The following is a 24,593-nucleotide window of genomic DNA, read 5'->3' on the forward strand; positions in this document are numbered from 1 at the left end:
CGTCTCACGACTGCTCATAAGCTCGGCTTCGCTCGAGATTGAGCCAGATCGGACAGTTCAAGACCCCTTGCAATTTCAAGACCGTTTGGTTCATATATGAGTCATGAGCCGCCAGACCCCAGTGCAGTTGCCACGCGGGCGTCCCCGAACCTTCGACGTGGACGCCGCGGTCGAACGCGCGATGGGGGTGTTCTGGTCGCGCGGCTATCACGCCACCGCGCTGCCGGATCTGCTTCGTGCAACGAAGCTCTCGCGCGGGAGCCTTTACGCCGCCTTCGGTGACAAGCACTCGCTGTTCCTGCGGGCGCTTGATCGCTACATCGCCGATGCGGTCACGCGAATGGATCGCGAGCTCGATCCCCGCAACGATCCGCTCGAGGGCTTGCGCACCTTCCTTGCCGGCTACGTTGACCGCACCAGCGGTGCCAACGGGCGGCGCGGGTGCCTGCTGGTGGCCACAGCGATGGAATTGGCGGGCCAGGATGCTGAGGTTAACCGCCGCGTCGCGGGCTTTTTCAAAGCCATGGAAACCAAGGTGTCGGATGCATTGTCCCGTGCGAAGACGGCGGGCAAGCTGGCCGATGGTGTCGAGCCATCAAGTGCCGCCCGGATGCTTGTCTGTTTCGTCGAGGGGCTGCGCGTGGTCGGCAAGACCGCACCGGTACGGGCCACATCGCAGGCCACCGCCGACGCCCTGCTCGACCGCTTCATCAAGTAAGTTCCCAAAGGCGCCTCAGCTCCTTTGGCACGCTTATATTTGGACTGATCGGTCTTGAAAGGAAAGATGCCATGTCTGCCATCCAGATCGTCTGCGCGGTCACTGTTCCCCTGCTCTGGGGCTATCAGTTCGTGGCCATCAAGGTGGGCGTTGCGGAATTTCCTCCGCTCTTCTTCCTCGCCCTGCGCTTCCTGGCCATCGCGCTGCTGCTTGTTCCATTCGTCAAACGGCCCACGCGCCGACAGGTCGGCCCTGTTGCAGCGATCTCGCTCTTCCTTGGCGGCCTGAACTTCGGGCTGTTCTATGTCGGCCTTGGGCTCGGCTCCGGCAGCCTATCGGCGGTCGCCTATCAGCTCGCCACGCCCTTCACCGTCCTGTTGGCCTGGCCGCTGCTCGCGGAGCGGCCGTCGCTCACCACATCAGCCGGCGTGGTGCTTGCATTCGTCGGCGTCGTCGTGTTGGCCGCAGAACCCGGTGGGGCGGCCAACGCGCTTCCCCTGCTGCTCGTGATCGGCGCTGCCTTCGCGTTCGCGGTGTCCAACGTCCTGACCAAACGCTATGGCCCTTTTGATCCCCTGATGTTGATGGCATGGTCGTCGCTGCTCACGGTGCCGCAGGTCATGCTGATGTCGCTGCTGCTTGAATATGGACAAGTGACGAGCCTCGTCACGGCAGACGAATGGGGTTGGCTGGCCCTCGCCTATACGATTTTCATCGGAGGCATCGTCGGGTTTGGCCTCTGGTTCTGGCTGATCGGGCGCTGCTCCATGGGCCGCATCGCCCCCTTCGGCCTCCTTCTTCCGGTGTTCGCCTTGCTGTCGAGCGTGCTTTTCCTCGGCGACCGTATCACCACCAGGTTGATCGTCGGGGGCCTGCTCGCGATCTCCGGCGTCGCCATCACCCAGGTCAGGCCTAGCTTTCGGCCGATTTGAGCATTTGGGCCTGCGTGTCGCGACGTCCGGGTTCAGCCGTTTTGCAACTTAGAAAGGCGTGCGCTGGTCGCCCGCTGTCGGAAAAAAGCGAGCATCGGGCCGTATCCGGCCCGATGCTTCAAACAAAGGTGCCGCCCCGGCCTCCACTATTTTTGCCTGGTGCAGCGATGTGAAAACTACATCCCGTGACTTTGGAAGACCGCCGAACAGCTCTTGCTCAGCTTGCCGCGGTTCTGCATCAGACACTGCTGAACCGCGTTGTCGTCGCCGAGCTGTGTCCGACAGAAGTGCTTGGCATCGCGTGAGCATGCCCGCTGCTCCTGAGGCGTGCCCATATGGCCTTGGGCGAAGACGAATGACGGCAGAGTCGACAGAAACACCGCGAGCGCGAACGACAGCTTCTTCATCGAGAACCTCCTCCTTGGCCGGGATAAACGGCTATCGGCCGCGGCGGTTCCGGTGGCGCTCGCGATCAACGTCAAGTCGCCCGCGCGATCGTGCGCCTGCCGCCGCATCGATCGCGAGTTTCGGCCGTCTGCAATGTCCGTGAGCACGCCGGTATCGCCGAAGGTCGGATAATCCTGAGAAGCATCGCGCTACGCTGGCCGTCCGAGCGCGTCTCCAGCCCGGCGGACGCCGCGCGAAAAGAAAACGCCGCCCCGGTTCCAACCGGAGCGGCGTCAGTGGCCGTTGATAGCTTACAGTAAGCTCAGAGCAGCCCTGCCCCGCGCGCCCATTTGTACTTCGCGCCCAAGACCTCGACCGGCAGCTCGGTCGAATAGGCATAGGCCGGGATGCCGTGCTGGTAGAGATATTCGGCGGCCTCTTCGACCTCGACGTCGCCGGCGAGCGAGGCGACCATCGGCTTGACGAAACCCTTGGCCTCCATCTCCTTCTTCACCTCGACCATGTTGCGGGCGAACACCATCGGCGGGGTCACGATCGTGTGCCAGTAGCCGAGGATCAGCGCATGGATACGGTCGTCGGAGAGCCCGAGCTTGACCGTGTTGACGTAGGTGATCGGCGGCTCGCCGCCGGTGATGTCGACCGGGTTGCCGGCCGCGCCGAACGGCGGGATGAACTTGCGGAACGCGGCATCGAGGTCCGGCGGCATTGCCATCAGCGACATGCCGTTGTCGACGACCGCATCCGACAGCAGCACGCCCGAGCCGCCGGCACCGGTGATGATGACCACGTTCTCGCCCTTGGGCGTCGGCAGCACCGGCACGCCGCGGGCGAACTCCAGCAGCTGCCGCAAGCTGCGGGCCCGGATCACGCCGGACTGCTTGAGCACGTCCTCGTAGATCTTGTCGTTGCCGGCGAGCGCGCCGGTGTGCGACGAGGCTGCCTTCGCGCCGGCCGAGGTGCGGCCAGCCTTGAGCACGACGACCGGCTTCTTCTTCGACACCCGCTTGGCGGCCTCAGCAAAGGCGCGGCCGTCCTTCAGGTCCTCGCAGTGCTGCGCAATCAAATTGGTGTTCGGGTCCTGCTCGAAGAAGGCGAGCAGATCGTCCTCGTCGATATCGGACTTGTTGCCGAGGCCGACGATCGCGGAGACGCCCATCTTGGCCGAACGGGAGAAGCCGATGATCGCCATGCCGATGCCGCCGGACTGCGACGACAGCGCCGCATGGCCCTTGACGTCATACGCGGTGCAGAAGGTCGCGCAGAGATTGGCCGGCGTGTAGTAGAAGCCGTAGATGTTCGGCCCCATCAGGCGGATGTTGTACTTCTTGCCGACCTCGACGATCTCGGCCTGCAGCTCTGGCGCGCCGGCTTCGGCGAAGCCCGACGGAATCAGCACCGCGCCGGGGATCTGCTTCTCGCCGCACTCGGTCAGCGCGCTAGCTACGAACTTGGCAGGGATCGCGAACACCGCGGTGTCGATCACGCCGGGCACGTCCTTGACGCTCTTATAGGCCTTGTAGCCGAGGATCTCGGGGGCCTTCGGATGGATCGGATAGATCTGGCCCTTGTAGCCGCCGTTGATCAGGTTCTTCATCACGGAGTTGCCGATCTTGCCGTCCTCGGCGGACGCGCCGATCACGGCGACGGCCGAAGGCTTCATGATCCGGTTCATCGCGGTGACGATTTCTTCGTTCGAGCGCGGCGCCGGGCGCGGCTTGTAGTCGAAATCGACCACGATGCGGACGTCGGCCGCGATGGCGCCGGCCTTGGTGGCGAACACCGGGTTGAGGTCGAGCTCGACGATCTCCGGGAAATCGCTGACAAGCTTCGAGACCTTGACGATCACGTCGGCAAGCGCCTCGCGGCTGACCGGCTCGCCGCCGCGGACACCCTTCAGCATCTCGTGTGCCTGGATGCCGTCGAGCATCGACAGCGCATCGTCCTTGGTCGCCGGCGCGAGACGGAAGGTCACATCCTTCAGGACCTCGACCAGCACGCCGCCCAGGCCGAAGGCCACCAGCTTGCCGAACGAGCCGTCGGTGATCGAGCCGACGATCACCTCGGTCCCGCCGGTCAGCATCTGCTGTACCTGGATGCCTTCGATCTTGGCGTCGGCCTTGTACTTCTTCGCATTCGCGAGAATCGTCTCATACGCCTTTTGCGCGTCATCGGCGGTTTTGACGCCTACGATGACACCGCCCGCTTCCGTCTTGTGCAGAATGTCAGGCGAGACAATCTTCATCACCACCGGAAAACCCATATCGCCAGCGATCTTGGCCGCTTCGGCCGCCGATTTCGCCAGCCCCTCCTTCGGCACCGGGATGCCATAGGCATCACACACCAATTTGCCTTCCGGCGCGGTCAGGCTGGTCCGCTTATCCGCCTTCACCCGATCGAGAACATCGCGGATCGTGGCTTTTGCGTTGGGCATCGCGGCATCAGACATAGGGCTTCCTCCTGGGGGGCACACGTTTATGGCATTTGGTATGCCAGAAGCAAACTTTGTCAAGCGCAGCGAAGATGTGGAAACGCTGAAAAATCACCCAGCTTGACAGTCTGGCATCTGGCATGCCAAAAACTTGACCGTAAAATTGCTGTATGAAGACATCTCCCGCAGCAGAGGAGATTGGTCTTGTCGACGCAAAAACCAACCAAGGCATTACCGCTGATGGCCGAGGCCGACATCGCGATCGCTCGCATCGCCCCGGAGACGAGCTTCAAGAATAAGGCCTATGAGGCCTTGAAGGAAGCCATCCTGAAGATGGACATCTATGCGACGCCGGAACCTGTGATGCTCGACGAGCGCGCATTGTCCGAGCGCCTCGGTGTCAGCCGCACGCCGATCCGCGAAGCGATCGCGATGCTGGAGCAGGATGGTTTCGTCAAGACCGTGCCGCGCCGCGGCATCATCGTGGTGCGCCGGACCAAGAACGAGATCGTCGACATGATTCGCGCCTGGGCCGCGCTGGAGAGCATGGCCGCGCGGCTGATCACCACCACGGCGCGCAAGAAGGACATCTCGGCGCTGCGCGACTTCTTCAAGGATTTCGGTCCGGACCGCCTGCCGCAGGATCACATCGAGGAATACTCCAAGGCGAACATCGCATTCCATCAGGCGCTGATCTCGCTGTCGGAGTCGCCGGTCCTGGTCGACATGACCAACGACATCCTCTTGCACGTCCGCGGCTATCGGCAGCTGACCATCAACCGCGCCGACCGTATTGCTGCGTCCCTGCCCGAGCATCTCGCGATCATCGAGGCGCTGGAAGAGCGCAACACCGAGCTCGCGGAGAAGCGCGCGCGCGATCACACGCTGGGCCTTGCGACCTATGTCGAGACCCACGGCCAAGAACTATTCAACTAGCTATTCAACTGACGGTTCAACAAGAGAAGACGCCACCTGCGCCTTCGACAGCAAGACTAGGGAGATGAGGCGCATGGCGCAGACTGCGATCAAGACCGAGGCCCCGGACACCCACGATGAGCTCACCGACGGCTTCCATCTGGTGATCGACGCGATGAAGCTGAACGGGATCGAGACGGTTTACAACGTCCCGGGGATTCCGATCACCGATCTTGGTCGCATGATGCAGGCCGAGGGCATCCGCGTGCTCTCGTTCCGTCACGAGCAGAACGCGGGCTACGCCGCGGCGATCGCCGGCTTCCTCACCAAGAAGCCCGGCATCTGCCTGACCGTATCCGCGCCCGGCTTCCTCAACGGCCTCACGGCGCTCGCGCATGCGACCACGAACTGCTTCCCGATGATCCTGATCTCGGGCTCGTCCGAGCGCGAGATCGTCGATCTGCAGCAGGGCGACTACGAGGAGATGGATCAGCTCGCCATCGCCAAGCCGCTCTGCAAGGCCGCGTTCCGCGTGCTGCACGCCCAGGACATCGGCATCGGCCTCGCGCGGGCGATTCGTGCCGCCGTGTCCGGCCGTCCCGGCGGCGTCTATCTCGACCTGCCGGCAAAACTGTTCGGCCAGGTGATGAACGCGCAGGCCGGCGCGGCGTCGCTGGTCAAGGTGATCGACCCGGCGCCGGCGCAGCTCCCTGCCCCGTCGGCGGTCAAGCGTGCGCTCGACGTATTGAAGAGCGCAAAACGTCCGCTGATCATCCTCGGCAAAGGCGCCGCCTATGCGCAGGCGGACGAGGCGATCAAGACCTTCGTCGAGAAGAGCGGCGTGCCGTTCCTGCCGATGAGCATGGCCAAGGGCCTCTTGCCTGACCTGCACCCGCAATGCGCGGGCGCGGCGCGCTCGACCGTGCTGAAGGATTCCGACGTCGTCATGCTGATCGGCGCCCGGCTCAACTGGCTGCTGTCGCATGGCAAGGGCAAGACCTGGGGCGATGCGCCCAAGAAGTTCATCCAGGTCGATATCGAGCCGAAGGAGATGGACTCCAACGTCGAGATCGCAGCGCCCGTGGTCGGCGACATCGGCTCGGTCGTCTCCGCCTTCGTGGATGCGATGGGGGCGAACTGGCCGGCGGCGCCGGTCGAATGGACCAGCGCGGTGCAGAAGAAGCGCGAGGACAACGTCGCCAAGATGGCGCCGCGGCTGATGAACAACAACTCGCCGATGGATTATCACGGCGCGCTCGGCGTGCTGCGCACCATCATCAAGGAGCGTCCCGACGCGATCCTGGTCAATGAAGGCGCCAACACGCTCGACCTCGCCCGCGGCGTCATCGACATGTACCAGCCGCGCAAGCGGCTCGACGTCGGCACCTGGGGCGTGATGGGCATCGGCATGGGCACGGCGATCGCGGCCGCCGTCGAGACCGGCAAGCCGGTGCTGGCGATCGAGGGCGACAGCGCGTTTGGCTTTTCCGGCATGGAGGTCGAGACCATCTGCCGCTACAACCTGCCGGTCTGCGTCGTGATCTTCAACAATGACGGCATCTATCGCGGCACCGACGTCAATGCGGGCGGTGACGATCCTGCGACCACCGTGTTCGTCAAGGGCGCGCGCTACGACAAGATGATGGAAGCCTTCGGCGGCGTCGGCGTCAACGCGACGAGCCCCGATGAGCTGAAGCGCGCCGTCAACGCGGCGATGGATTCGGGTAAGCCGACCCTGATCAACGCGGTGATCGATCCCGCCGCGGGCTCCGAAAGCGGCCGCATCGGCAACCTCAACCCGCAGAGCGCTCTGAAGAAGAAGTAAGGCAACCCGCCGGCATCAACGCCCGCTCGCGCGGGATGACCATTCAGTTACGGAGAGAGACACATGACCAAGGCGCTTGAGGGCGTTCGTATTCTCGATTTCACCCACGTTCAGTCGGGACCGACCTGCACGCAGTTGCTGGCCTGGTTCGGCGCCGACGTCGTCAAGGTCGAGCGTCCGGGTGTCGGCGACATCACCCGCGGCCAGCTGCAGGACGTCCCGAACGTGGACAGCCTGTATTTCACCATGCTCAACCACAACAAGCGCTCGATCACGCTCGACACCAAGAACCCGAAGGGCAAGGAGGTGCTGACCGAGCTGATCAAGAAGTGCGACGTGCTGGTCGAGAATTTCGGCCCCGGCGTGCTCGACCGCATGGGCTTCCCCTGGGAGAAGATCCAGAGCATCAACCCGAAGATGATCGTCGCCTCGATCAAGGGGTTCGGCCCCGGCCCGTACGAAGACTGCAAGGTCTATGAGAACGTCGCCCAGTGCACCGGCGGCGCCGCCTCCACCACCGGCTTCTACGACGGCCTGCCGCTGGTGACCGGCGCCCAGATCGGCGATAGCGGCACCGGCCTGCATCTGGCGCTCGGCATCGTCACCGCGCTCTACCAGCGCACCCAGACCGGCCGCGGCCAGCGCGTCACGGCCGCGATGCAGGACGGCGTGCTCAATCTCTGCCGCGTCAAGCTGCGCGATCAGCAGCGCCTCGCCCATGGACCCCTGAAGGAATACAGCCAGTTCGGCGAAGGCGTGCCGTTCGGCGACAGCGTGCCGCGCGCCGGCAACGATTCCGGCGGCGGCCAGCCCGGCCGCATCCTCAAGTGCAAGGGCTGGGAGACCGACCCCAACGCCTACATCTATTTCATCACCCAGGCCCCGGTCTGGGAGAAGATCTGCGACGTGATCGGCGAGCCGACCTGGAAGACCGACCCGAACTACGCCAAACCGGCAGCCCGCCTGCCGCACCTGAACGAGATCTTCGCCCGCATCGAGCAGTGGACCACGACCAAGACCAAGTTCGAGGCCATGGATATCCTCAACCAATTCGACATCCCCTGCGGCCCGATCCTGTCGATGAAGGAACTGGCCGAGGACCAGTCGCTGCGCGCGACCGGAACCGTGGTCGAGGTCGACCACCCCACCCGCGGCAAATACCTATCCGTCGGCAACCCGATCAAGCTGTCAGACAGCCCGGCCGACGTGAAGCGGTCGCCGCTGCTCGGCGAGCACACCGACGAGATCCTGCGCGAGGTGCTCGGCTTCAGCGATCATCAGGTGGCCGAAATCCACGACTCCGGCGCGCTGGACCCGCCGCGCAAGCAGGCGGCCGAGTAAGGCCTCCGGTACCACCACGAACAAAAGTTGCGCAAAGCCGTCCTTTGGGCGGCTTTTTCGTATCGAAAACTCTAAAATCGATTGGAAATCCAAATCGTCGCATATGTGCTGCATCGCAAAACAGATAATGGTGCTATGCAATAAGATCCGTTGTATCTGGCATCTGGTATACGTAGATTATGCTCAATCAGCGTCACACAGTGCAACTTGATTGAGAGACATGACCATGGCCAAGACCGTCGCCCTCCCCCTTGTTCAGCCCGTGAGCCTGATCGGCCGCATGATCGCAACCCTTGATCGCGTCCTGATGGCGAGCGCCCGCGCCGCCGTCCGCAACGGCGACCTCCCCTATTTCGGGCTTTGATGCTCCGGCCGCCGTTGCGGCCAAGGCAACCACGCAAACCTCCCGACTCATGGCTCCGGGCTTTCCCGGGGCCATTTTTTTCGTTCTCCCTCAAGCGCGGCGCGACAGGCTCAACCAAAGAGCGATTGACAGCTGTGCGGCAAATTGGCGCTGTGTCCGGGTCGGCGCTTGATGCCTCGGGATGAGGCATAAGAGGATACCCCAGGCGCGCCAACCGAGAAGCGCTATGGGAGGACGAATGACAGACGTGGTTCACGCGGGGGCTCCCGCATCGGCGCGAGCAAGCGAAGCCTATCGCTGGACGCAGCTCGCGGTCGGCGTCGCCGCCATGGTGATGATCGCCAACTATCAGTACGGCTGGACCTTCTTCGTCCCTGACATCGCCAAGACCTTCGGCTGGGATCGCGCCTCGATCCAATGGGCGTTCACGCTGTTCGTGCTGTTCGAGACCTGGCTGGTGCCGGTCGAGGGCTGGTTCGTCGACAAATACGGTCCCCGGGTCGTCGTTCTCGTGGGCGGCATCCTGTGCGCCGCCGGCTGGGCCATCAACGCCCAGGCCGCGACCTTGAACGGCTACTATCTCGGCATGATCGTCGCCGGCATCGGCGCCGGCGCCGTCTACGGCACCTGCGTCGGCAACGCGCTGAAATGGTTTCCCGACAAGCGCGGCCTCGCCGCAGGCATCACCGCGGCAGGCTTCGGCGCCGGATCCGCGCTCACCGTGGCCCCCATTCAGGCGATGATCCGCGACTCTGGTTTTCAGACCACATTCCTGTATTTCGGGCTGGGCCAGGGCCTCATCATCGTCATCCTCGCCTTCTTCCTGTTTGCACCGAAGGAAGGCCAGGTCCCCGCCGTCGCGCAGCACGCGAACCTGGTGCAGAGCCGGCGCAACTACAATCCGACCGAAGTCCTGCATCAGCCGATCTTCTGGCTGATGTATTTCATGTTCGTGATCGTCGGCGCCGGCGGCCTGATGGTGACGGCAAACCTCAAGCCGATCGCCGGCGATTGGCAGGTCGACAACATCCCCGTCACCCTGATCGGCATGACGATGACGGCGGTGACCTTTGCGGCAACCATCGACCGGGTGCTCAACGGCTTGACGCGGCCGTTCTTCGGCTGGATCTCCGACCAGATCGGACGCGAGAACACCATGTTCATCGCCTTCGGCCTGGAAGGCATCGGCATCTGGGCGCTCTATATGTTCGGCCACGATCCGGTCTGGTTCGTCATTCTCTCAGGCCTGGTGTTCTTCGCTTGGGGCGAGATCTACTCCCTCTTCCCCTCGACCTGCACCGACACGTTCGGCGCCAAATTCGCCACCACCAACGCGGGCCTGCTTTACACCGCCAAGGGCACGGCCGCCTTGCTGGTCCCGCTCGCCAATTATGTGCAGCAGTCGACCGGCCATTGGGACCGCGTTTTCGTCATTGCCGCCGGCGCCAACATCCTGGCGTCCCTGCTTGCAATCGCGGTGCTCAAGCCCTGGCGCAAGGTGGTCGTCGCCAAATCCACCATAGACGGCACATACAGACGGACCGGCTGAACCGCTCAATAATAAAGCAGCCCGACGTGATGAATCAAAGGCTCGGCAATTTGCCGAGCCTTTTCTTTGACTTACGCAAAAACTACCGTAGGCTGCTACGGCGCTCGTGTTGCACCGCAGCTGAAGTCGATGTTGCGCGCTGGAATATATTATACCAGTATACAACGACGCGCGAACGACAAACCCGCCTGCACCGGTTTCGACCACAACAGAGCGCGGTCATGGGAGGACTCATGGTTTCCAGTGAAAGGGCGGCACCGCCCGCCCAAGCACCACAGCAAGTACAACACAGTGGCTCTCGATGGCTCCAGCTCGCGATGGGCATCGTCTGCATGGCGATGATCGCGAACCTGCAATATGGCTGGACGCTGTTCGTCGACCCGATCGATGCGAAATATCATTGGGGTCGCGCGGCCATCCAACTTGCATTCACGATCTTCGTGGTCACGGAAACCTGGCTGGTCCCTGTCGAGGCGTGGTTCGTCGATAAATATGGCCCGCGCATCGTCATCATGTTCGGTGGCGTCATGATCGCGCTCGCCTGGATCATCAACGCCAATGCTGACTCGCTGACCCTGCTCTACGCCGGTGCTGTGGTCGGCGGCATCGGCGCGGGAGCCGTGTACGGCACCTGCGTCGGCAATGCGCTGAAATGGTTTCCCGATCGCCGCGGCCTCGCCGCCGGCGCCACCGCCGCCGGCTTCGGCGCCGGCGCCGCTCTCACCGTTGTGCCGATCGCCAGCATGATCGCCTCCAGCGGCTACCAGAGCGCCTTCCTCACCTTCGGCATCGGACAGGGCGTGATCGTGTTCGTGCTGGCGATCTTCCTGCGCCCGCCGTCGGTCGTGGTGGCTGCACGGAAGAAGCAGCTGAACCTGCCGCAGACCAAGATCGACTACACACCGCCTCAGGTGCTGCGCGCCCCGATCTTCTGGATCATGTATCTGGTGTTCGTGATGGTGGCCTCCGGCGGCCTCATGACGGCGGCGCAGATCGCGCCGATCGCCCATGACTTCAAGATCGCCAACACGCCGGTGAGCCTGGCCGGCTTCGAAATGGCGGCGCTGACCTTTGCGATCTCGCTTGACCGCATCTTCGACGGCTTCGGCCGCCCCCTGTTCGGCTTCATCTCCGACACGATCGGTCGCGAGAACACGATGTTCATCGCGTTCGGGACCGCAGCCCTGATGTTGCTGACGCTCTCGACCTACGGTCACGTCCCGATCGTGTTCGTGCTCGCCACCGCGGTCTATTTCGGCGTGTTCGGCGAGATCTACAGCCTGTTCCCGGCGACCTCGGGCGATACGTTCGGTGTCAAATACGCGACCACCAACAACGGCATGCTCTACACCGCGAAGGGGACTGCATCCCTGCTGGTGCCGCTGGCGAGCGTCATCTCCGCCAGTTATGGCTGGCAGGCGGTCTTCGTCGTCGCGGTTGCCCTCAATGCGACGGCAGCGCTGATGGCGCTGTTCGTGATCAAGCCGTTGCGGCGGAGCTTCATTCTCGGCAACGAGGCGACCGCAACCGAGCCGGCCGCGAAGGATGCGCGCACGGCCTGAGCCGCTCGCCGCTTGAACAAAAAAGGGCGCACCATTGGTGCGCCCTTTTTTATATGCGCCGCTTCCCTTCGTCGACGCCAGGCAGAGCGATCAGTTCACGCTCGACAGGAAGCGTGCCAGGATGGTCCGGCTCTGGGTGAGCATGTCGATGCGGTCATCGATCAGGCCGACCTGCTGGGCGAGTATCCTGCGCAGCTCGTTGCACGGCGTAAAATCCGGCCGGGTGTTCTGCACGCACGGAAGCAGCTGCCGGATCGTTTCAAGCGTCATCCCGGCCGAGCCGAGCACCTTGATCCGGCGCACGACCTCCTCTTCCGCTGGACCATAGTCGCGGTAGCCGGCATCGGTTCGCTGCGGAGAAAGCAACCCCTCCTCTTCGTAGTAGCGCAGCATGCGAACGCTGATCCCCGTCCTCCGGGAGAGTTCACCGATCTTCACCGAAACCTCTTGACCCTAACAGTGCTGTCAGACCTTACAGACTGTGCTCCTGCAAGTGAAGACCCCTGCAAAGGAGCGACCATGAAAGCCTATCATCTCCACGGCGATGCCGGCGTCGGCAGCCTTGTGCGTGCCGACGTCACCAAGCCCGAACCCGCCAAGGGCGAGGTTCGCATCCGGATCGAGGCGGCTAGTCTCAACTACCGCGACCTCCTGACCCTCGATTCGGCCGGCCAAGGCCACCTCAACGGCCGCGTGCCGCTCTCTGACGGCGCGGGGGTCGTCGATGCCGTCGGCTCGGACGTCACGCAATGGCATGTCGGCGACCGCGTTGCGGCCTCCTTCTTTCGCGACTGGATCTCGGGGTCATTCAAATCCGGCTATGTTGCGTCAGCGCACGGTGGCCGCACGCTGGACGGACTCCTGACAGAGTACATTGTGTTACCGGCCACCGCGCTGGTTACCGTGCCGGAGCATCTCAGCGTGATGGAAGCGGCGACCCTGCCCTGTGCCGCTGTGACGGCCTGGCACGGCCTCGTCACGCGCGGAGGCTTGAGAAAGGGCGACACGCTGCTCGTTCAGGGGACCGGCGGAGTCGCGCTGTTCGGCCTTCAGTTCGCCGTGGCGCTTGGCGCACGCGTCGTTGTCATCTCATCCTCGAACGCGAAACTCGACCGCGCCAAGGCGCTGGGAGCCTCCATCCTCATCAACTACCGCGACACGCCCGACTGGGATGTCGCCGTCATGAAAGCCACGGATGGCCAAGGCGCCAGTCATATCCTCGAACTCGGCGGTCCCGCGACCTATGACCGATCCATCCGATCGGTCGCTTCGGGTGGCAAGATCGTTCAGATTGGCGTCTTGACCGGGTTCGGCCCAAAGCCTGATCTCGCGCGCCTTCAATGGGAGAATGCCGACATCATCGGTGTCGCCGTCGGATCGGTCGAACATTTCGCCGCGATGAATCGCTTCCTGGCCGAACACGCGATCCACCCGATCGTCGACAGCATCTATGGCTTCGACGACGTCCCCGAAGCGTATACCCATCTCCGGGCCGGATCGCATTTCGGCAAGGTCGTGGTGAAGCTGTAGAGAGCGCCCCTGGCTTGAGGGCTCATGGCCGATATGCGGCGGCAATTCATGCCGTCGCAGCGAGCGCTCAAACGATCAATTCAATGCTCACCATCTGCTCTGGCATGCCAGAAACTCACCTCCTTTGCTATTATTCCAAATGTACCAGACAGTCCGACAGCATTATTGACGTTATCTCAAAGACTTCTCGGTCATGAATTCCCTGCCAAAGCAATTGACAACTGGCATTTTGTATACCAGAATTTGATCCGTCCAATATCAATAAACCAAGGAGGGTGCCGTGAACGTCGGAGACATCCTGCGCAACAAGACAGCGCGCGTGGTTACAGTGCGGATGAACGAGACCGTTGGCGTGGCCGCGCAATTGATGCGCGCCAGCAACATCAGCGCCCTCGTCGTCAAGGACGTGGTGCGGACCGAGGGCAATACGGCGGTCGGCATGTTCACCGAGCGCGACGTGGTCCGCGCCGTTGCCGAACATGGCGCGGCCGGCGTGACCATGAAGGTGTCGCAACTGATCTCGGTGCAGCGGCTGATCTCCTGCAGCACCACCGATACGCTCGATCACGTCCGCCATCTGATGAACGTGCATCACATCCGGCATCTCCCCGTGATCGACGACTTCGCGCTCGCCGGCGTCATCAGCATGCGCGACGTCTCGGCGGCGTTCGACGAGGCCGCAGCCGTCGCCGCGTGAGCGAGCGCTGACCTCCGTGCGCGGGCTGCACCGATCAACGATTGGTGCAGTCGCCATGCCGTGTTGGCCGGTGTGCATTGGAGGCTGCCGCAGTAGAGTCCCTGCTCCTCTCGCCTGACAGGGACAAGCTCAATGAAGGCCTATGTCTACGGCGCCAATGGCGCCGCGATTTCAGACGTTCCGAAGCCCACGCCGAAAGGCACGCAGGTCCTGGTCCGCGTGCGGGCCTGCGGCCTCAACCGCGCCGATCTCGGCATGACCAAGGGCCATGTCCATGGTTCGGCCGGTGGTGTCGGCACCGTGCTCGGGATGGAATGGGCCGGCGAAGTGGCCGAGCTCGGCCCTGAGGCCAGGGGCATCAAAATCGGCGACAAGGTGATGGGATCTGGTGCGGCCGCCTTCGCCGAATATACGCTCGCCGATCACGGCCGGTTGTTGCACGCACCGTCGAACATGAATTTCGACGAGGCCGCGACCCTGCCGATCGCGCTGACCACCATGCACAACGCCGTGGTCACCAATGGCGCGCTGCAGCCCGGCCAGAGCGTGCTGGTTCAAGGCGCAAGCTCCGGCGTCGGCCTGATGGCGATGCAGATTGCCAAGCTCAAGGGTGCTGCCCGCGTGATCGGCTCCTCCACTGATCCGGCGCGGCGCAGCCGGCTCAATGAATTCGGCGCCGACCTTGCAATCGACTCCAAAGATCCGGCCTGGGTCGACGAGGTGCTGAAGGCAACCGATGGCGCGGGCGTCGACCTGATCATCGACCAGGTCTCTGGCCAAGTGGCCAACCAGAATCTCGCGGCGACCAAGGTCAAGGGCCGCATCGTCAATGTCGGCCGCCTCGGCGGAACCCATGCCGACTTCAACTTCGATCTGCATGCGGCGCGACGCATCACCTATATCGGCGTCACCTTCCGCACGCGCTCGATCGAGGAGATCCGCGAGATCTTCGACGCGGTCAAAACCGATATCTGGAACGCGGTCGAATCGCGCACGCTGCGGCTGCCGATCGATCGCGTCTTCGCCTTCGACGACATCGGCCAGGCGTTCGCGCACATGGAAGCCAACAAGCATCTCGGCAAGATCGTCGTGACGCTGTGACAACGCGCTTCTGACATTTAGACGCAGTAAAAAACGGAATGCGCGGGGAATAGGTGGCTTCCCGCGCGATCCCGGCTTTCAACGCCGGAAACGGGCTGCTAAATCCGCGCCCATGACGGATGCCCTCGCCCATACCGACCACGGCAAGACCCGCGTCGCGGCAATCTCGATTGTCGCCAGCGCCAGCATGGCCACTGCCAAGCTCGTGGTCGGCGTCATCATCGGCAGCCTGGCCCTGATCTCGGAGGCCCTGCACAGCGCGGTGGACGTCGTGGCCACCGTGATCACCTGGATGGTGGTCCGCGTCTCCGATCGCCCGGCCGATGAGGAGCATCACTACGGGCATGGCAAGCTGGAAAGCCTGTCGGCGCTCGGCGTCATCGCCCTGCTCTACGTGCTGGCCGGCGGCGTGCTGGTCGAATCCTACAGCCGGCTGCGGGAGGCCGCGCCTGCTCCGATCATCTCGGCGATTCCGTTCCTGGTGCTGCTGGTCGACATCGCCGTGAACTTCTGGCGGGCACGCGCGCTGCACCAGGCCGCGCACAAGACGCATAGCCAGGCGCTGGCGGCGGACGCGCTGCACTTCGCATCTGACGTGCTCGGCTCGATCGCAGTCATCATCGGCCTTGGGCTGTCCGCGCTCGGCTTCTGGTGGGGCGACGCGGCCGCAGCGATCGCGGTCGCGTTGATGATCTCCGTCCTCGGCTTCCGGCTCGCCCGCTCCACCGTAGAAACACTGCTCGATCGCGCCCCTGAAGGCGCTGCCGACAAGGCGCGTGGCGCGATCCGCTCGGTGGCGGGCGTGGTCGAGATCGAGCGGCTGCGGGTCCGGCTGGTCGGGGCCACGCATTTCGTCGACGCAACGGTCAAGGTGCCGCGCACCTATCCGATCGATCGGATCGACGAGATCAAGCGCAAGGCCCAGGCCGCCGTCGACGCCAGGCTCGGGGGCGCCGACGTCACCTTCACCACCGTGCCGGTGGCGCTGAGCAATGAGAGCGTGCGCGAACGCATCATGGTGATCGCGCGCAACTCCGGCCTCGCCATCCACCACGTGACCGTGCACGACGTCAGCGGACAGCTGATCGTAGCCATTGATCTCGAGGTCGACGGCAATATGAGCCTGATGGCGGCTCATGACATCGCGCATCGGCTCGAAGTCAGCATTCGCGACGAATTCGGCGCTGATGTCGAGGTCGATACCCATATCGAGCCGCTGGAGCCCGAGCTGCCGTTCGGTGCCGATGCCGCCCCCGACCGCGTCAGCGAGATCGCCGCGGCGCTCCAGCGCTTCGCGGCGGAGACCGAGGTCTATGACGTCCATAACGTCCGCGTGCGCAACACCGAGGCCGGCGAGATCGTCAACTTCCATTGCCGCGCGGCGCCGTCGATGAGCGTGCTCAAGGTGCACGACAATGTCGATCACATCGAACGCAGCCTGCGTCGCGCCTTCCCCAGCGTGAAACGTGTCATCAGCCACGCAGAACCGCCACATGCTTGAAGCGAACGTCACACGACGTTCCCGCTTCGGACTCGTTCGGCCGGCTTTTCGCCACCGCGATTCCTCATTGGATAAGATTTATTCGCCTTAACCAAATCGTTGACTCTCGACAGGCCACAAAAACTGGATTCAAATCAGGTTGATTCGGAAGTGCTGGGGGCTCTTTCGAAACTTAGGTGTTCATCGAAGTTTTGCGGGGGTCTTCAGCATGGCGCGTGCGCATGCCGCGAACGCGTATGTCCAATCTTCTGACTCGATCAAAGGGTTGGCGCAGTCGATTGCGAAACCAGCCTATCAAAGGCTGTTGACCGCTGAGCCGGTCTTGCGTCGTGCCGTCCCAACCTTGATCATCGCCTTTCTGGTCACGATCTGCCTTGGCGCCTTCGTGCAGGTCCTCGACCAGAGCCGGCAGAAGCGGACAGCCAACAAGCGGGACCTCGCCGCCGTCGCCGATCTGTTGGCCGACCGGATCGGCCATCTGTCGACGCGGCCCGACCGCATCAGCAATATCGAGCGTCTGCAGACCTTGCTGCCGGATCTCATTCCGGCCTGGGGTATCGCCGCCGGCCGCCATGTCATCGTCACCGGCGCCGATCACCGTATTCTTGCGCGGGTTCCGATCGATTCCAGCCTCGGCGAGAACGACCGCATCCTCGACCTGATCTCGACGGCACAGCTGCTGGCCACACCGGGCCTGCAGGGCACCGTCACCGAGATCATCCTGCCGAACGGCCGTAGCGCGCTCGCGATCTCGCAGCTGATCAAGGCGCTGCCAGGCCGCGTCGTCGTGATCCAGGAGAAGCTCGAGCCGATCTGGGGATCGGATGCCGCGCTCTCGGTGACGCTGTCGGCCACCACCGGCTTCGTCGTCCTGATCCTCGGCTTCGCCTTCCATTGGCAATCCACCCGCGCCCGCGAAGGCGATCTCATCAACGACGCGGTGCGCGGCCGCATCGACACCGCGCTCAACCGCGGCCGCTGCGGGCTGTGGGATTGGGACCTGTCGCGCGGCCGCATCTTCTGGTCGAACTCGATGTTCGCGATGCTCGGCCTCAACAATCGCAGCGACCTCCTCACCTTCGGCGAGGTCAATGCGCTGGTGAATTCCGACGACATCGATCTGTTTGCGATCGCCGACCAGCTGGTCGCGGGCGAGATCGCCCAGATCGACCAGAGCTTCCGCATGCGGCATACCGACGGCCACTGGATCTGGCTGCGCGTGCGCTGCGAGCTCGGCCAGGGCGCAACGGAGTCCGGCCTGCACCTGATCGGTATCGCCGTCGACATCACCGAGCAGAAGAGCCTCGCCGAGAAGACCGTCGAAGCCGACCTGCGGCTGCGCGACGCGATCGAGACCATCCCCGAGGCCTTCGTGCTGTGGGACGCGAGCAACCGGCTCGTGCTCTGCAACTCCCATTTCCAACGGCTGCACAAGCTGCCGGAGTCGGCGGTCATTCCCGGCACCTCCTATGAGACGGTGATCGAGGTCGGCAAGATGCCGGAGGTCCGCACCCGGCTGCATGACAGCGGCCCGCACCTTCCCGGCGCCCGCACCTTCGAGGCGCAGCTCGACGACGGCAGCTGGCTGCATATCAGCGAGCGCCGCACCAAGGATGGCGGCTATGTCTCGGTCGGCACCGACATCACCCGCATCAAGGAGCACGAGCAGAAACTGGTCGACAACGATCTGCGGCTGCGCGCCACGGTGATCGACCTGCAGCGCTCGCAGGCGGTGCTGGAGCGGCAGGCAATCGAGCTGGCCGACCTCGCCGAGAAATATGCCCAGGAGAAGAACCGCGCCGAGGAAGCCAACCAGACCAAATCCAAATTCCTCGCCAATATGAGCCATGAGCTCCGCACGCCGCTCAACGCCATTATCGGCTTCTCCGAGATCATGGGCAGCGGCATGTTCGGCTCGCTCGGCTCGGAGAAGTATCAGGAATACTGCCACGACATCCTGACCTCGGGTCAGTATCTGCTCGAGGTGATCAACGACATCCTCGACATGTCCAAGATCGAGGCCGGCCGCATGAAGCTTGACATGGAGCCGCTCGACCTCTCCAAGACGCTCGCGGAATCGCTGCGCGTGGTCTCCGGGCGCGCCCAGGACAAGAGCCTGGTGCTCGATGCCGACATCGCGGGCAGCATTCCGATCATCGCCGATCGTCGGGCCACCAAGCAGATCGTCGTCAACCTGCTCTCCAACGCCGTGAAATTCACCCCGGACGGCGGCCGCGTCACCATGCGCAGCCGCATCTTCGGCGACAGAATCGTGCTCGTCATCGCCGACACCGGCATCGGCATCCCGCCGCAGTCGCTGGCACGGCTCGGGCGGCCCTTCGAGCAGGTCGAGAGCCAGATGACCAAGACCTATCACGGCTCAGGCCTGGGGCTTGCGATCGCGCGCTCGCTCACGCAACTGCACGGCGGCTCGATGCGGCTGCGCTCCAAGCTCGAATCCGGCACGGTGGTGCGCGTGACCCTGCCCCGCGACGCCTACAAGGCCGCTGCAGCGATTTTCGCTGCAGCGTGAGCTGGACGGACCGAGCTTGGTCTGATCTGCGATTCAATACGCCCACGCCCACCGTCATCGCCCGGCTCGACTGGGCGATCCAGTATTCCAGAGACAGCGGTTACTAGCAGAGACGTCTCGGCGTACTGGATCGCCCGCTTTCGCGGGTGATGACGGCTGAGATTGATGCAACGACGTTGCCATTTCGGAGAGACAACGCGCGTTGAAACGCGCACGATCTCCGCATTTTCGACGCAGGCCTCTCTGCACATATTTGCGGCTTGACGCGACTGCCGGATAAGCCACTTTTCACGCGCAGCTGGCGCGCACGATCCTTGGCGCCTCGCTTCACGATGAGGTCCAATGATGACCGAGCCGACGCCGCTCCGCGACCTGTTCGACCGATGGGAGCAGGTCTGGCATGATGGACGCTTCGACCTCGTCTCCGCATGCGTCTGCCCGCACTACATCAGGCATGACGAAGCCGGCGACCGAACCGTGACCCGAGAGGCCTATGCAGCCGAGCTCGCCAAGCTGAGACAGGCCAGGCCCGATATACGGATCATCGTCTATGATCATGCGTTCCATGGCAATCGGGCCTGGTATCGGTTCACGATGAGGTGGACCGATCAGGGCGAGGGAAAGATCTGCACCCGAGCGGGCCTGCAGAGCTACCGCATCGAGAACGGCAAGCTCGCCGAGACGTGGGTTACGCTGCAGCCGATCGGCTCGGTCTGGAGCGATCCGCAGGCGCAGGAGCGCTGGACCAGCCCTCCCCCGATGGCGTGACGCAGCGGCTTGTTGCGCGAGCATCGCAGATGACAATTGACGATCCGATGGATCAGCAATTATGGCTGCGCATCCAAACCATCGGATTGTCAGCGTGATCTATCTCTTCATCGTCGCCGCCTTTGCGTATCGCTTCGCGATGCTCGCGGTCTCCATCAGAAACGAAAAGCGCCTGCGCGCCGAAGGCGCCACCGAATATGGCGCTCAAGTGTCGCGCTGGCTCGCCATCGCCCACGTTGCATTCTATCTCGCTGCAACGGTCGAGGGCATTGTCCGCGCAGCCGCCTTTGACGCGATCAGCGCGGCAGGCTTCGCCGTCTACCTGTTCGGCGCGGTGATGCTGTTCGTGGTGTCGCGGCTGCTCGGGCGGTTCTGGACCGTGAAACTGTTCATCGCGCGCGATCATCGACTGGTCACCCATCCGCTGTTCCGGGCGGTGCGTCACCCCAATTATTTCCTCAATATCCTGCCCGAGCTGATCGGTTATGCGTTGACGCTCCACGCCTTCGCGACGCTGATTGTCGGCCTGATCGTCTATGCCGTACCGCTCACCTTGCGCATCCGCCAGGAGGAGACGGTGATGCGCGAGGCCTTCGCGGAGTATTGAAGCTGCCGCGCCACCACGCGCCGGCTGTCATCTCCGCGGCATGCGACGGAGCTATGCGATTGGCGGCGCGTTCGGCCGGTAGACTTGCAGATCGACAATGCGTCTAATCGGCGGCGCCTGATCGGCCGGGACGCCAGAGCGCAGAAAATCGACAGAGGAATCCCATGAGTTTTTCCAGCATCTTCGCGCGCGGTGTCGCGCTGGTGGGTGGTGCGGCGCTGCAGTGGCGGCGGTTGCAGGGCGACACGCCGAAGCCGGCCTGGGGCCAGCAACCGGAGATCCCCACCGCCAAGCCGCAGGGCGCGCTCCCGACCCTGAAGATGCCGACCGCGCAGGGCTGGAGCGCCGGGCATGTTCCGACGACGGCAGCGGGGCTCAAGGTCAATGCCTTCGCGACCGGGCTGAAGCACCCGCGCTGGATCAACGTGATGCCCAGCGGCGACGTCCTCGTCGCCGAGGCGACGCAGGTCGCCACGCCGCCCCGAAACGTCTTTCAGTACGCGATGCAGGCAACGATGCGCCGCGCCGCCGCGCTCGGCATCAGCGCCAACCGCATCACCCGTCTGCGCGACGACAATGGCGACGGCGTCGCGGAAGTCCAAACGACCTTCATGGAAGGATTGAACCAGCCGTTCGGCATGGCGCTGATCGGCGACACCTTCTATGTCGGCAACACCGACGGCATCGTCGCGTTTCCCTATGCGGCCGGGGCCGACAAGATCACCGCGCAAGGACGGCGGCTCACCACCTTCAAGCCCGCCGGGCACTGGACGCGCAGCCTGCTGCCGAGCGCGGACGGCAAGAAGCTCTATTGCGGCGTCGGCTCGCTCACCAATATCGCCGAGCTCGGTTTCGAGGTCGAGCAAGGCCGCGCCTGCATCTATGAGCTCGATATCGCCAGCGGCGAAAGCCGCATCTTCGCCTCGGGCCTGCGCAACGCGGTCGGCCTCGCTTTCGAGCCGACCACGAAAGTGCTCTGGACCGTGGTCAATGAGCGCGACGGCCTCGGCGACGAGACGCCGCCCGATTACCTGACCTCGGTGCGCGAGGGCGGCTTCTATGGCTGGCCCTATTGCTACTGGGGCAAGACGGTGGATGATCGCGTGCCGCAGGACCCGGCCATGGTGGCCAAGGCGATCCAGCCGGACTACGCGCTCGGCGGCCACACCGCTTCGCTCGGCCTGTGCTGGATGCCGGCCGGCCACCTGCCCGGCTTTCCCGACGGCATGGTGATCGGCCAGCACGGCTCCTGGAACCGCAGCAAGCTCAGTGGCTACAAGGTCGTGTTCATCCCGTTCGAGAACGGCCGCCCATCCGGTCCGCCACGCGACATCCTGTCGGGCTTCCTCGCGCCCGACGAGCGCGCCTCCTATGGCCGGCCGGTCGGCGTCACGCTCGGCCCCGACCGCTCGCTGCTCGTCGCCGACGATGTCGGCGATTGCATCTGGCGCGTGACGGGGGCGTGAGGCGAACGAGGCGTCTCCGCCGACATGCCGCGCCATCGCGGCCAGCGATGGCTCTCATCACAGCAAACCATTTTTCGCGCGTGCTCGGAACGGCTAGCACCATGCCATGTCGAGCATCCATCTCAACCGTCATCCTGAGCCAAGAGCACATCACCGCGCCCGCGCACCGCTGTGGCCCTTGGCGCTGGCAGGCTTCTGCGCGTCGCTGGTCGGCCTCGGGCTGGCGCGTTTCGCCTACACGCCGCTGATCCCGGCGTTGATCGCGGCGCATTGGTTTGCGCCATCGGATGCGGTGTATCTCGGCGCGGCCAACCTCGCCGGCTATCTCGGCGGTGCCGTGCTTGCGCGTCCGCTGGCCGCGCGCATCGGCGCGGTCTTCAGCCTGCGCGCCATAATGGTGCTGGCCTCGCTCTGCTGCATTGCCTGCGCGTCGCCGCTGTCATTCGCATGGTTTTTCGGTTGGCGGGTCCTGGCCGGGTTGTCCGGTGGCGTCATCATGGTGCTGGCGGCGTCAACCATCCTGCCGCACACTCCGCCTGACAAGAGGGGCATCGTCGGCGGGGTGATCTTTGCTGGCGTCGGCCTCGGCATTGCCGCGTCCGGCACGCTGGTGCCACTGCTCCTGCAGCAGGGACTGACGCAGACCTGGTACGCGCTCGGCGCGCTCTCGGCGCTGTTGACGCTCGTGAGCTGGCGGGCCTGGCCGTCCGATATAGGGGGCGCACAAGCGCCTGCCGGTCATCAATCCAGATCGCGCAAACAGTCGTCATTGGTGTTGCTGCTGAGCGCGGAATACGGCCTCAACGCGGTGGCGCTGGTGCCGCACATGGTATTCCTGGTCGATCTGGTCGCGCGCGGGCTCGGACAAGGCATCTCGGCCGGATCGGACTATTGGGTGCTGTACGGAATCGGCGCCATGATCGGCCCGCTGCTGACGGGACATGTCGCCGACCGCGCGGGCTTCGGCCCGACGCTGCGCGCCGCCTTCCTGATCGAGGCCGTAGCGATTGCATTGCCCGCGCTCACGGTGACGCCGGCCGCACTGATCGTCTCCAGCGTCATCGTCGGCGCCTTCACGCCTGGCATCGTGCCGCTGGTGCTCGGCCGCATCCACGAGGTCATCCCCCATAACAGCGCCAACCAGCGCGCTGCATGGGGACAGGCGACCACGAGCTTCGCGCTGTTTCAGGCCGTCGGGGCCTACGGGCTGTCCTATGCCTTCGCGCGAACGGGCGGGAACTACACGGCGCTGTTCGCCGTCGGCGCCGTCGCGGTGACCGCCGCGCTCGCGATCGATCTGATCGTGCCCCTGCTGCACCGGCACGCCTGAGGCGCGGCCGCGCGGCTCGTCACGCCTGCAAACTGGGCGCGACCTCGCGGGCGACCTGCACCAGGGCTGCGATCAGCGGCGTCATCGGGTCACGCTGGGGGATGACCAGCCCGATCGAGTAGTTGATCACGGGATCGACGATCGGGATCGAGCGGACCTTGTCGGCCAAGCCCAGCGTCTCGGCGAGCTTGGCCGGCATCACGCTGGCCCAGCGGCCGGTCTTCACATGCGTGTACAGCACGAGCAGCGAATTGGAGGTCAGGGTCGGCGTCACCTCGCTGCCGGCCGCACGGAGTGCGCGATCGATGATGCGGCGATTCTGCATGTCGGGCGTCAGCAGGCAGAGCGGCACCTGCCCGACCTCCTTCCACGTCACCTCGTTGCGATCGCCGAACATCGCGTCCGGCGCGGTCAACAGCCGATAGCTCTCGTTGTAGAGCGGGATGGTGCGCACCTTCCCGATCGGCTCGTTCTCGATATAGGTCAGCCCGGCATCGACCTCGAGATTTTCGAGCAAACCCAGCACGTCGGCCGAGGTGCAGGACATGATCCGGAACCGCACGTCCGGATGACGCGCCCGGAATGGCGTCGTCAGCGATGCAACCATGCCGAGCACAGTCGGCACCGCCGCAATCCGGATCTCGCCGGACAGCTTATCCTTGAGCCCGTTGATCTCCTGCCGCATCGCCCGGAAGTCGCCGACGATGCGCCGCGCCCAGTCCAGGGTCCGCTCGCCCTCGGGCGTAAATCCCTGGAAACGCGAACCGCGCTGCACCAGCATGACGCCGAGGATCTCCTCCAGTTGCTTGATGCTGGTCGACATGGTCGGCTGGGTGACGCCACACGCCTCCGCGGCGCGGCCGAAATGCCGCTCCTTGGCCAGCGCCAGCAGAAGTTCGAGCTTATCGATCAAAAATGAGGCCTTCCGGGAAGTTGTGGTGCGGAGCGCTCTTCCTACACTGGTTTCATTACCATGGCGAACGCGGTCGCAACATGGCAAAGCTGCGACGCAGAACCG

Annotated in this window: 21 protein-coding genes; 17 read left to right on the forward strand and 4 right to left on the reverse strand. The window is 64.0% G+C overall.

The genetic code is table 11. The features are described from left to right. The first annotated feature begins 103 nt into the window (after positions 1-103). Complete coding sequence (locus tag ACQR1W_RS30390) at positions 104-718, forward strand: TetR/AcrR family transcriptional regulator (RefSeq protein WP_434854211.1); 615 nt, start codon at positions 104-106, stop codon at positions 716-718. A gap of 71 nt (positions 719-789) precedes the next feature. Continuing rightward, on the forward strand, positions 790-1,650 hold the full coding sequence (locus ACQR1W_RS30395; protein WP_434854212.1) for a DMT family transporter: 861 nt from the start codon (positions 790-792) through the stop codon (positions 1,648-1,650). Positions 1,651-1,826: 176 nt separating this feature from the next. Here ACQR1W_RS30395 and ACQR1W_RS30400 read toward each other — a convergent pair whose 3' ends face one another. Beyond that, entirely contained in the window at positions 1,827-2,057 is a 231-nt protein-coding gene (locus ACQR1W_RS30400; RefSeq protein ID WP_434854213.1) for a hypothetical protein, read from the reverse strand. Between the two features lie 302 nt (positions 2,058-2,359). Then, the gene (locus ACQR1W_RS30405; RefSeq protein ID WP_434854214.1) at positions 2,360-4,504 is read right to left on the reverse strand and encodes an acetate--CoA ligase family protein; all 2,145 of its coding nucleotides are present in this window, start codon (positions 4,502-4,504) and stop codon (positions 2,360-2,362) included. Between the two features lie 186 nt (positions 4,505-4,690). Between ACQR1W_RS30405 and ACQR1W_RS30410 the strand changes: the two genes are divergently transcribed. The 6 genes from ACQR1W_RS30410 (at position 4,691) to oxlT (ACQR1W_RS30435) (ending at position 12,042) form a co-directional block, all read left to right on the forward strand. After that, complete coding sequence (locus tag ACQR1W_RS30410; protein ID WP_008967851.1) at positions 4,691-5,422, forward strand: GntR family transcriptional regulator; 732 nt, start codon at positions 4,691-4,693, stop codon at positions 5,420-5,422. Positions 5,423-5,495: 73 nt separating this feature from the next. After that, positions 5,496-7,226 (forward strand): oxalyl-CoA decarboxylase, encoded by a 1,731-nt coding sequence (gene oxc, locus ACQR1W_RS30415; RefSeq protein ID WP_434854215.1) that lies wholly within the window; start codon positions 5,496-5,498, stop codon positions 7,224-7,226. A 63-nt stretch (positions 7,227-7,289) separates the two neighbouring features. Next, the gene (gene frc, locus ACQR1W_RS30420) at positions 7,290-8,567 is read left to right on the forward strand and encodes a formyl-CoA transferase (RefSeq protein WP_434854216.1); all 1,278 of its coding nucleotides are present in this window, start codon (positions 7,290-7,292) and stop codon (positions 8,565-8,567) included. 226 nt (positions 8,568-8,793) lie between these two features. Further along, the gene (locus ACQR1W_RS30425) at positions 8,794-8,931 is read left to right on the forward strand and encodes a hypothetical protein (protein WP_175361163.1); all 138 of its coding nucleotides are present in this window, start codon (positions 8,794-8,796) and stop codon (positions 8,929-8,931) included. A 238-nt stretch (positions 8,932-9,169) separates the two neighbouring features. After that, a complete protein-coding gene (gene oxlT, locus ACQR1W_RS30430) occupies positions 9,170-10,480 on the forward strand; it encodes an oxalate/formate MFS antiporter (protein WP_434854217.1) in 1,311 nt (436 codons plus the stop codon). 233 nt (positions 10,481-10,713) lie between these two features. Further along, a complete protein-coding gene (oxlT, locus tag ACQR1W_RS30435) occupies positions 10,714-12,042 on the forward strand; it encodes an oxalate/formate MFS antiporter (protein ID WP_434854218.1) in 1,329 nt (442 codons plus the stop codon). A gap of 90 nt (positions 12,043-12,132) precedes the next feature. Here oxlT (ACQR1W_RS30435) and ACQR1W_RS30440 read toward each other — a convergent pair whose 3' ends face one another. Further along, entirely contained in the window at positions 12,133-12,480 is a 348-nt protein-coding gene (locus ACQR1W_RS30440) for a MerR family transcriptional regulator (RefSeq protein WP_434854219.1), read from the reverse strand. 81 nt (positions 12,481-12,561) lie between these two features. Here ACQR1W_RS30440 and ACQR1W_RS30445 point away from each other — a divergent pair, with 81 nt between their 5' ends. From ACQR1W_RS30445 to ACQR1W_RS30485, 9 genes are all read left to right on the forward strand, one after another. Then, positions 12,562-13,572 (forward strand): zinc-dependent alcohol dehydrogenase family protein, encoded by a 1,011-nt coding sequence (locus ACQR1W_RS30445; protein ID WP_434854220.1) that lies wholly within the window; start codon positions 12,562-12,564, stop codon positions 13,570-13,572. A 280-nt stretch (positions 13,573-13,852) separates the two neighbouring features. Continuing rightward, on the forward strand, positions 13,853-14,269 hold the full coding sequence (locus ACQR1W_RS30450; RefSeq protein ID WP_008972805.1) for a CBS domain-containing protein: 417 nt from the start codon (positions 13,853-13,855) through the stop codon (positions 14,267-14,269). Between the two features lie 132 nt (positions 14,270-14,401). Continuing rightward, complete coding sequence (locus ACQR1W_RS30455; protein WP_434854221.1) at positions 14,402-15,370, forward strand: zinc-binding dehydrogenase; 969 nt, start codon at positions 14,402-14,404, stop codon at positions 15,368-15,370. A gap of 112 nt (positions 15,371-15,482) precedes the next feature. Further along, positions 15,483-16,871, forward strand: a complete 1,389-nt coding sequence (locus ACQR1W_RS30460; RefSeq protein WP_434854222.1) for a cation diffusion facilitator family transporter — start codon at positions 15,483-15,485, stop codon at positions 16,869-16,871. A gap of 208 nt (positions 16,872-17,079) precedes the next feature. Continuing rightward, positions 17,080-19,404: a PAS domain-containing sensor histidine kinase gene (locus ACQR1W_RS30465; RefSeq protein WP_008972802.1), complete on the forward strand. Its 2,325-nt coding sequence runs from the start codon at positions 17,080-17,082 to the stop codon at positions 19,402-19,404. A 345-nt stretch (positions 19,405-19,749) separates the two neighbouring features. Then, complete coding sequence (locus tag ACQR1W_RS30470; protein WP_434854223.1) at positions 19,750-20,172, forward strand: ester cyclase; 423 nt, start codon at positions 19,750-19,752, stop codon at positions 20,170-20,172. Between the two features lie 61 nt (positions 20,173-20,233). Further along, positions 20,234-20,779 carry an isoprenylcysteine carboxylmethyltransferase family protein gene (locus ACQR1W_RS30475; protein WP_434854224.1) on the forward strand — a complete coding sequence of 182 codons (546 nt, stop codon included), beginning with the start codon at positions 20,234-20,236 and terminating at the stop codon, positions 20,777-20,779. Positions 20,780-20,943: 164 nt separating this feature from the next. Beyond that, complete coding sequence (locus ACQR1W_RS30480) at positions 20,944-22,245, forward strand: PQQ-dependent sugar dehydrogenase (RefSeq protein ID WP_434854225.1); 1,302 nt, start codon at positions 20,944-20,946, stop codon at positions 22,243-22,245. Between the two features lie 106 nt (positions 22,246-22,351). Then, a complete protein-coding gene (locus tag ACQR1W_RS30485) occupies positions 22,352-23,575 on the forward strand; it encodes a YbfB/YjiJ family MFS transporter (protein WP_434854226.1) in 1,224 nt (407 codons plus the stop codon). Between the two features lie 19 nt (positions 23,576-23,594). Here the strand turns inward: ACQR1W_RS30485 and ACQR1W_RS30490 are convergent, their stop codons facing one another. Further along, on the reverse strand, positions 23,595-24,488 hold the full coding sequence (locus ACQR1W_RS30490) for a LysR family transcriptional regulator (protein ID WP_434854227.1): 894 nt from the start codon (positions 24,486-24,488) through the stop codon (positions 23,595-23,597). Between the last annotated feature and the right edge of the window lie 105 nt (positions 24,489-24,593).

Source organism: Bradyrhizobium sp. HKCCYLS1011 (assembly GCF_051167795.1).
Classification (GTDB): domain Bacteria; phylum Pseudomonadota; class Alphaproteobacteria; order Rhizobiales; family Xanthobacteraceae; genus Bradyrhizobium.

Excerpts from the sequence above, each read along its gene's own strand:
- ACQR1W_RS30390 (WP_434854211.1), top strand. The coding sequence starts at position 104 with ATGAGCCGCCAGACCCCAGTGCAGTTGCCACGCGGGCGTCCCCGAACC.
- ACQR1W_RS30395 (WP_434854212.1), top strand. The coding sequence starts at position 790 with ATGTCTGCCATCCAGATCGTCTGCGCGGTCACTGTTCCCCTGCTCTGG.
- ACQR1W_RS30400 (WP_434854213.1), bottom strand. The coding sequence starts at position 2,057 with ATGAAGAAGCTGTCGTTCGCGCTCGCGGTGTTTCTGTCGACTCTGCCG.
- ACQR1W_RS30405 (WP_434854214.1), bottom strand. The coding sequence starts at position 4,504 with ATGTCTGATGCCGCGATGCCCAACGCAAAAGCCACGATCCGCGATGTT.
- oxc (WP_434854215.1), top strand. The coding sequence starts at position 5,496 with ATGGCGCAGACTGCGATCAAGACCGAGGCCCCGGACACCCACGATGAG.
- frc (WP_434854216.1), top strand. The coding sequence starts at position 7,290 with ATGACCAAGGCGCTTGAGGGCGTTCGTATTCTCGATTTCACCCACGTT.
- ACQR1W_RS30425 (WP_175361163.1), top strand. The coding sequence starts at position 8,794 with ATGGCCAAGACCGTCGCCCTCCCCCTTGTTCAGCCCGTGAGCCTGATC.
- oxlT (WP_434854217.1), top strand. The coding sequence starts at position 9,170 with ATGACAGACGTGGTTCACGCGGGGGCTCCCGCATCGGCGCGAGCAAGC.
- oxlT (WP_434854218.1), top strand. The coding sequence starts at position 10,714 with ATGGTTTCCAGTGAAAGGGCGGCACCGCCCGCCCAAGCACCACAGCAA.
- ACQR1W_RS30445 (WP_434854220.1), top strand. The coding sequence starts at position 12,562 with ATGAAAGCCTATCATCTCCACGGCGATGCCGGCGTCGGCAGCCTTGTG.
- ACQR1W_RS30455 (WP_434854221.1), top strand. The coding sequence starts at position 14,402 with ATGAAGGCCTATGTCTACGGCGCCAATGGCGCCGCGATTTCAGACGTT.
- ACQR1W_RS30460 (WP_434854222.1), top strand. The coding sequence starts at position 15,483 with ATGACGGATGCCCTCGCCCATACCGACCACGGCAAGACCCGCGTCGCG.
- ACQR1W_RS30465 (WP_008972802.1), top strand. The coding sequence starts at position 17,080 with ATGGCGCGTGCGCATGCCGCGAACGCGTATGTCCAATCTTCTGACTCG.
- ACQR1W_RS30470 (WP_434854223.1), top strand. The coding sequence starts at position 19,750 with ATGACCGAGCCGACGCCGCTCCGCGACCTGTTCGACCGATGGGAGCAG.
- ACQR1W_RS30475 (WP_434854224.1), top strand. The coding sequence starts at position 20,234 with ATGGCTGCGCATCCAAACCATCGGATTGTCAGCGTGATCTATCTCTTC.
- ACQR1W_RS30480 (WP_434854225.1), top strand. The coding sequence starts at position 20,944 with ATGAGTTTTTCCAGCATCTTCGCGCGCGGTGTCGCGCTGGTGGGTGGT.
- ACQR1W_RS30485 (WP_434854226.1), top strand. The coding sequence starts at position 22,352 with ATGTCGAGCATCCATCTCAACCGTCATCCTGAGCCAAGAGCACATCAC.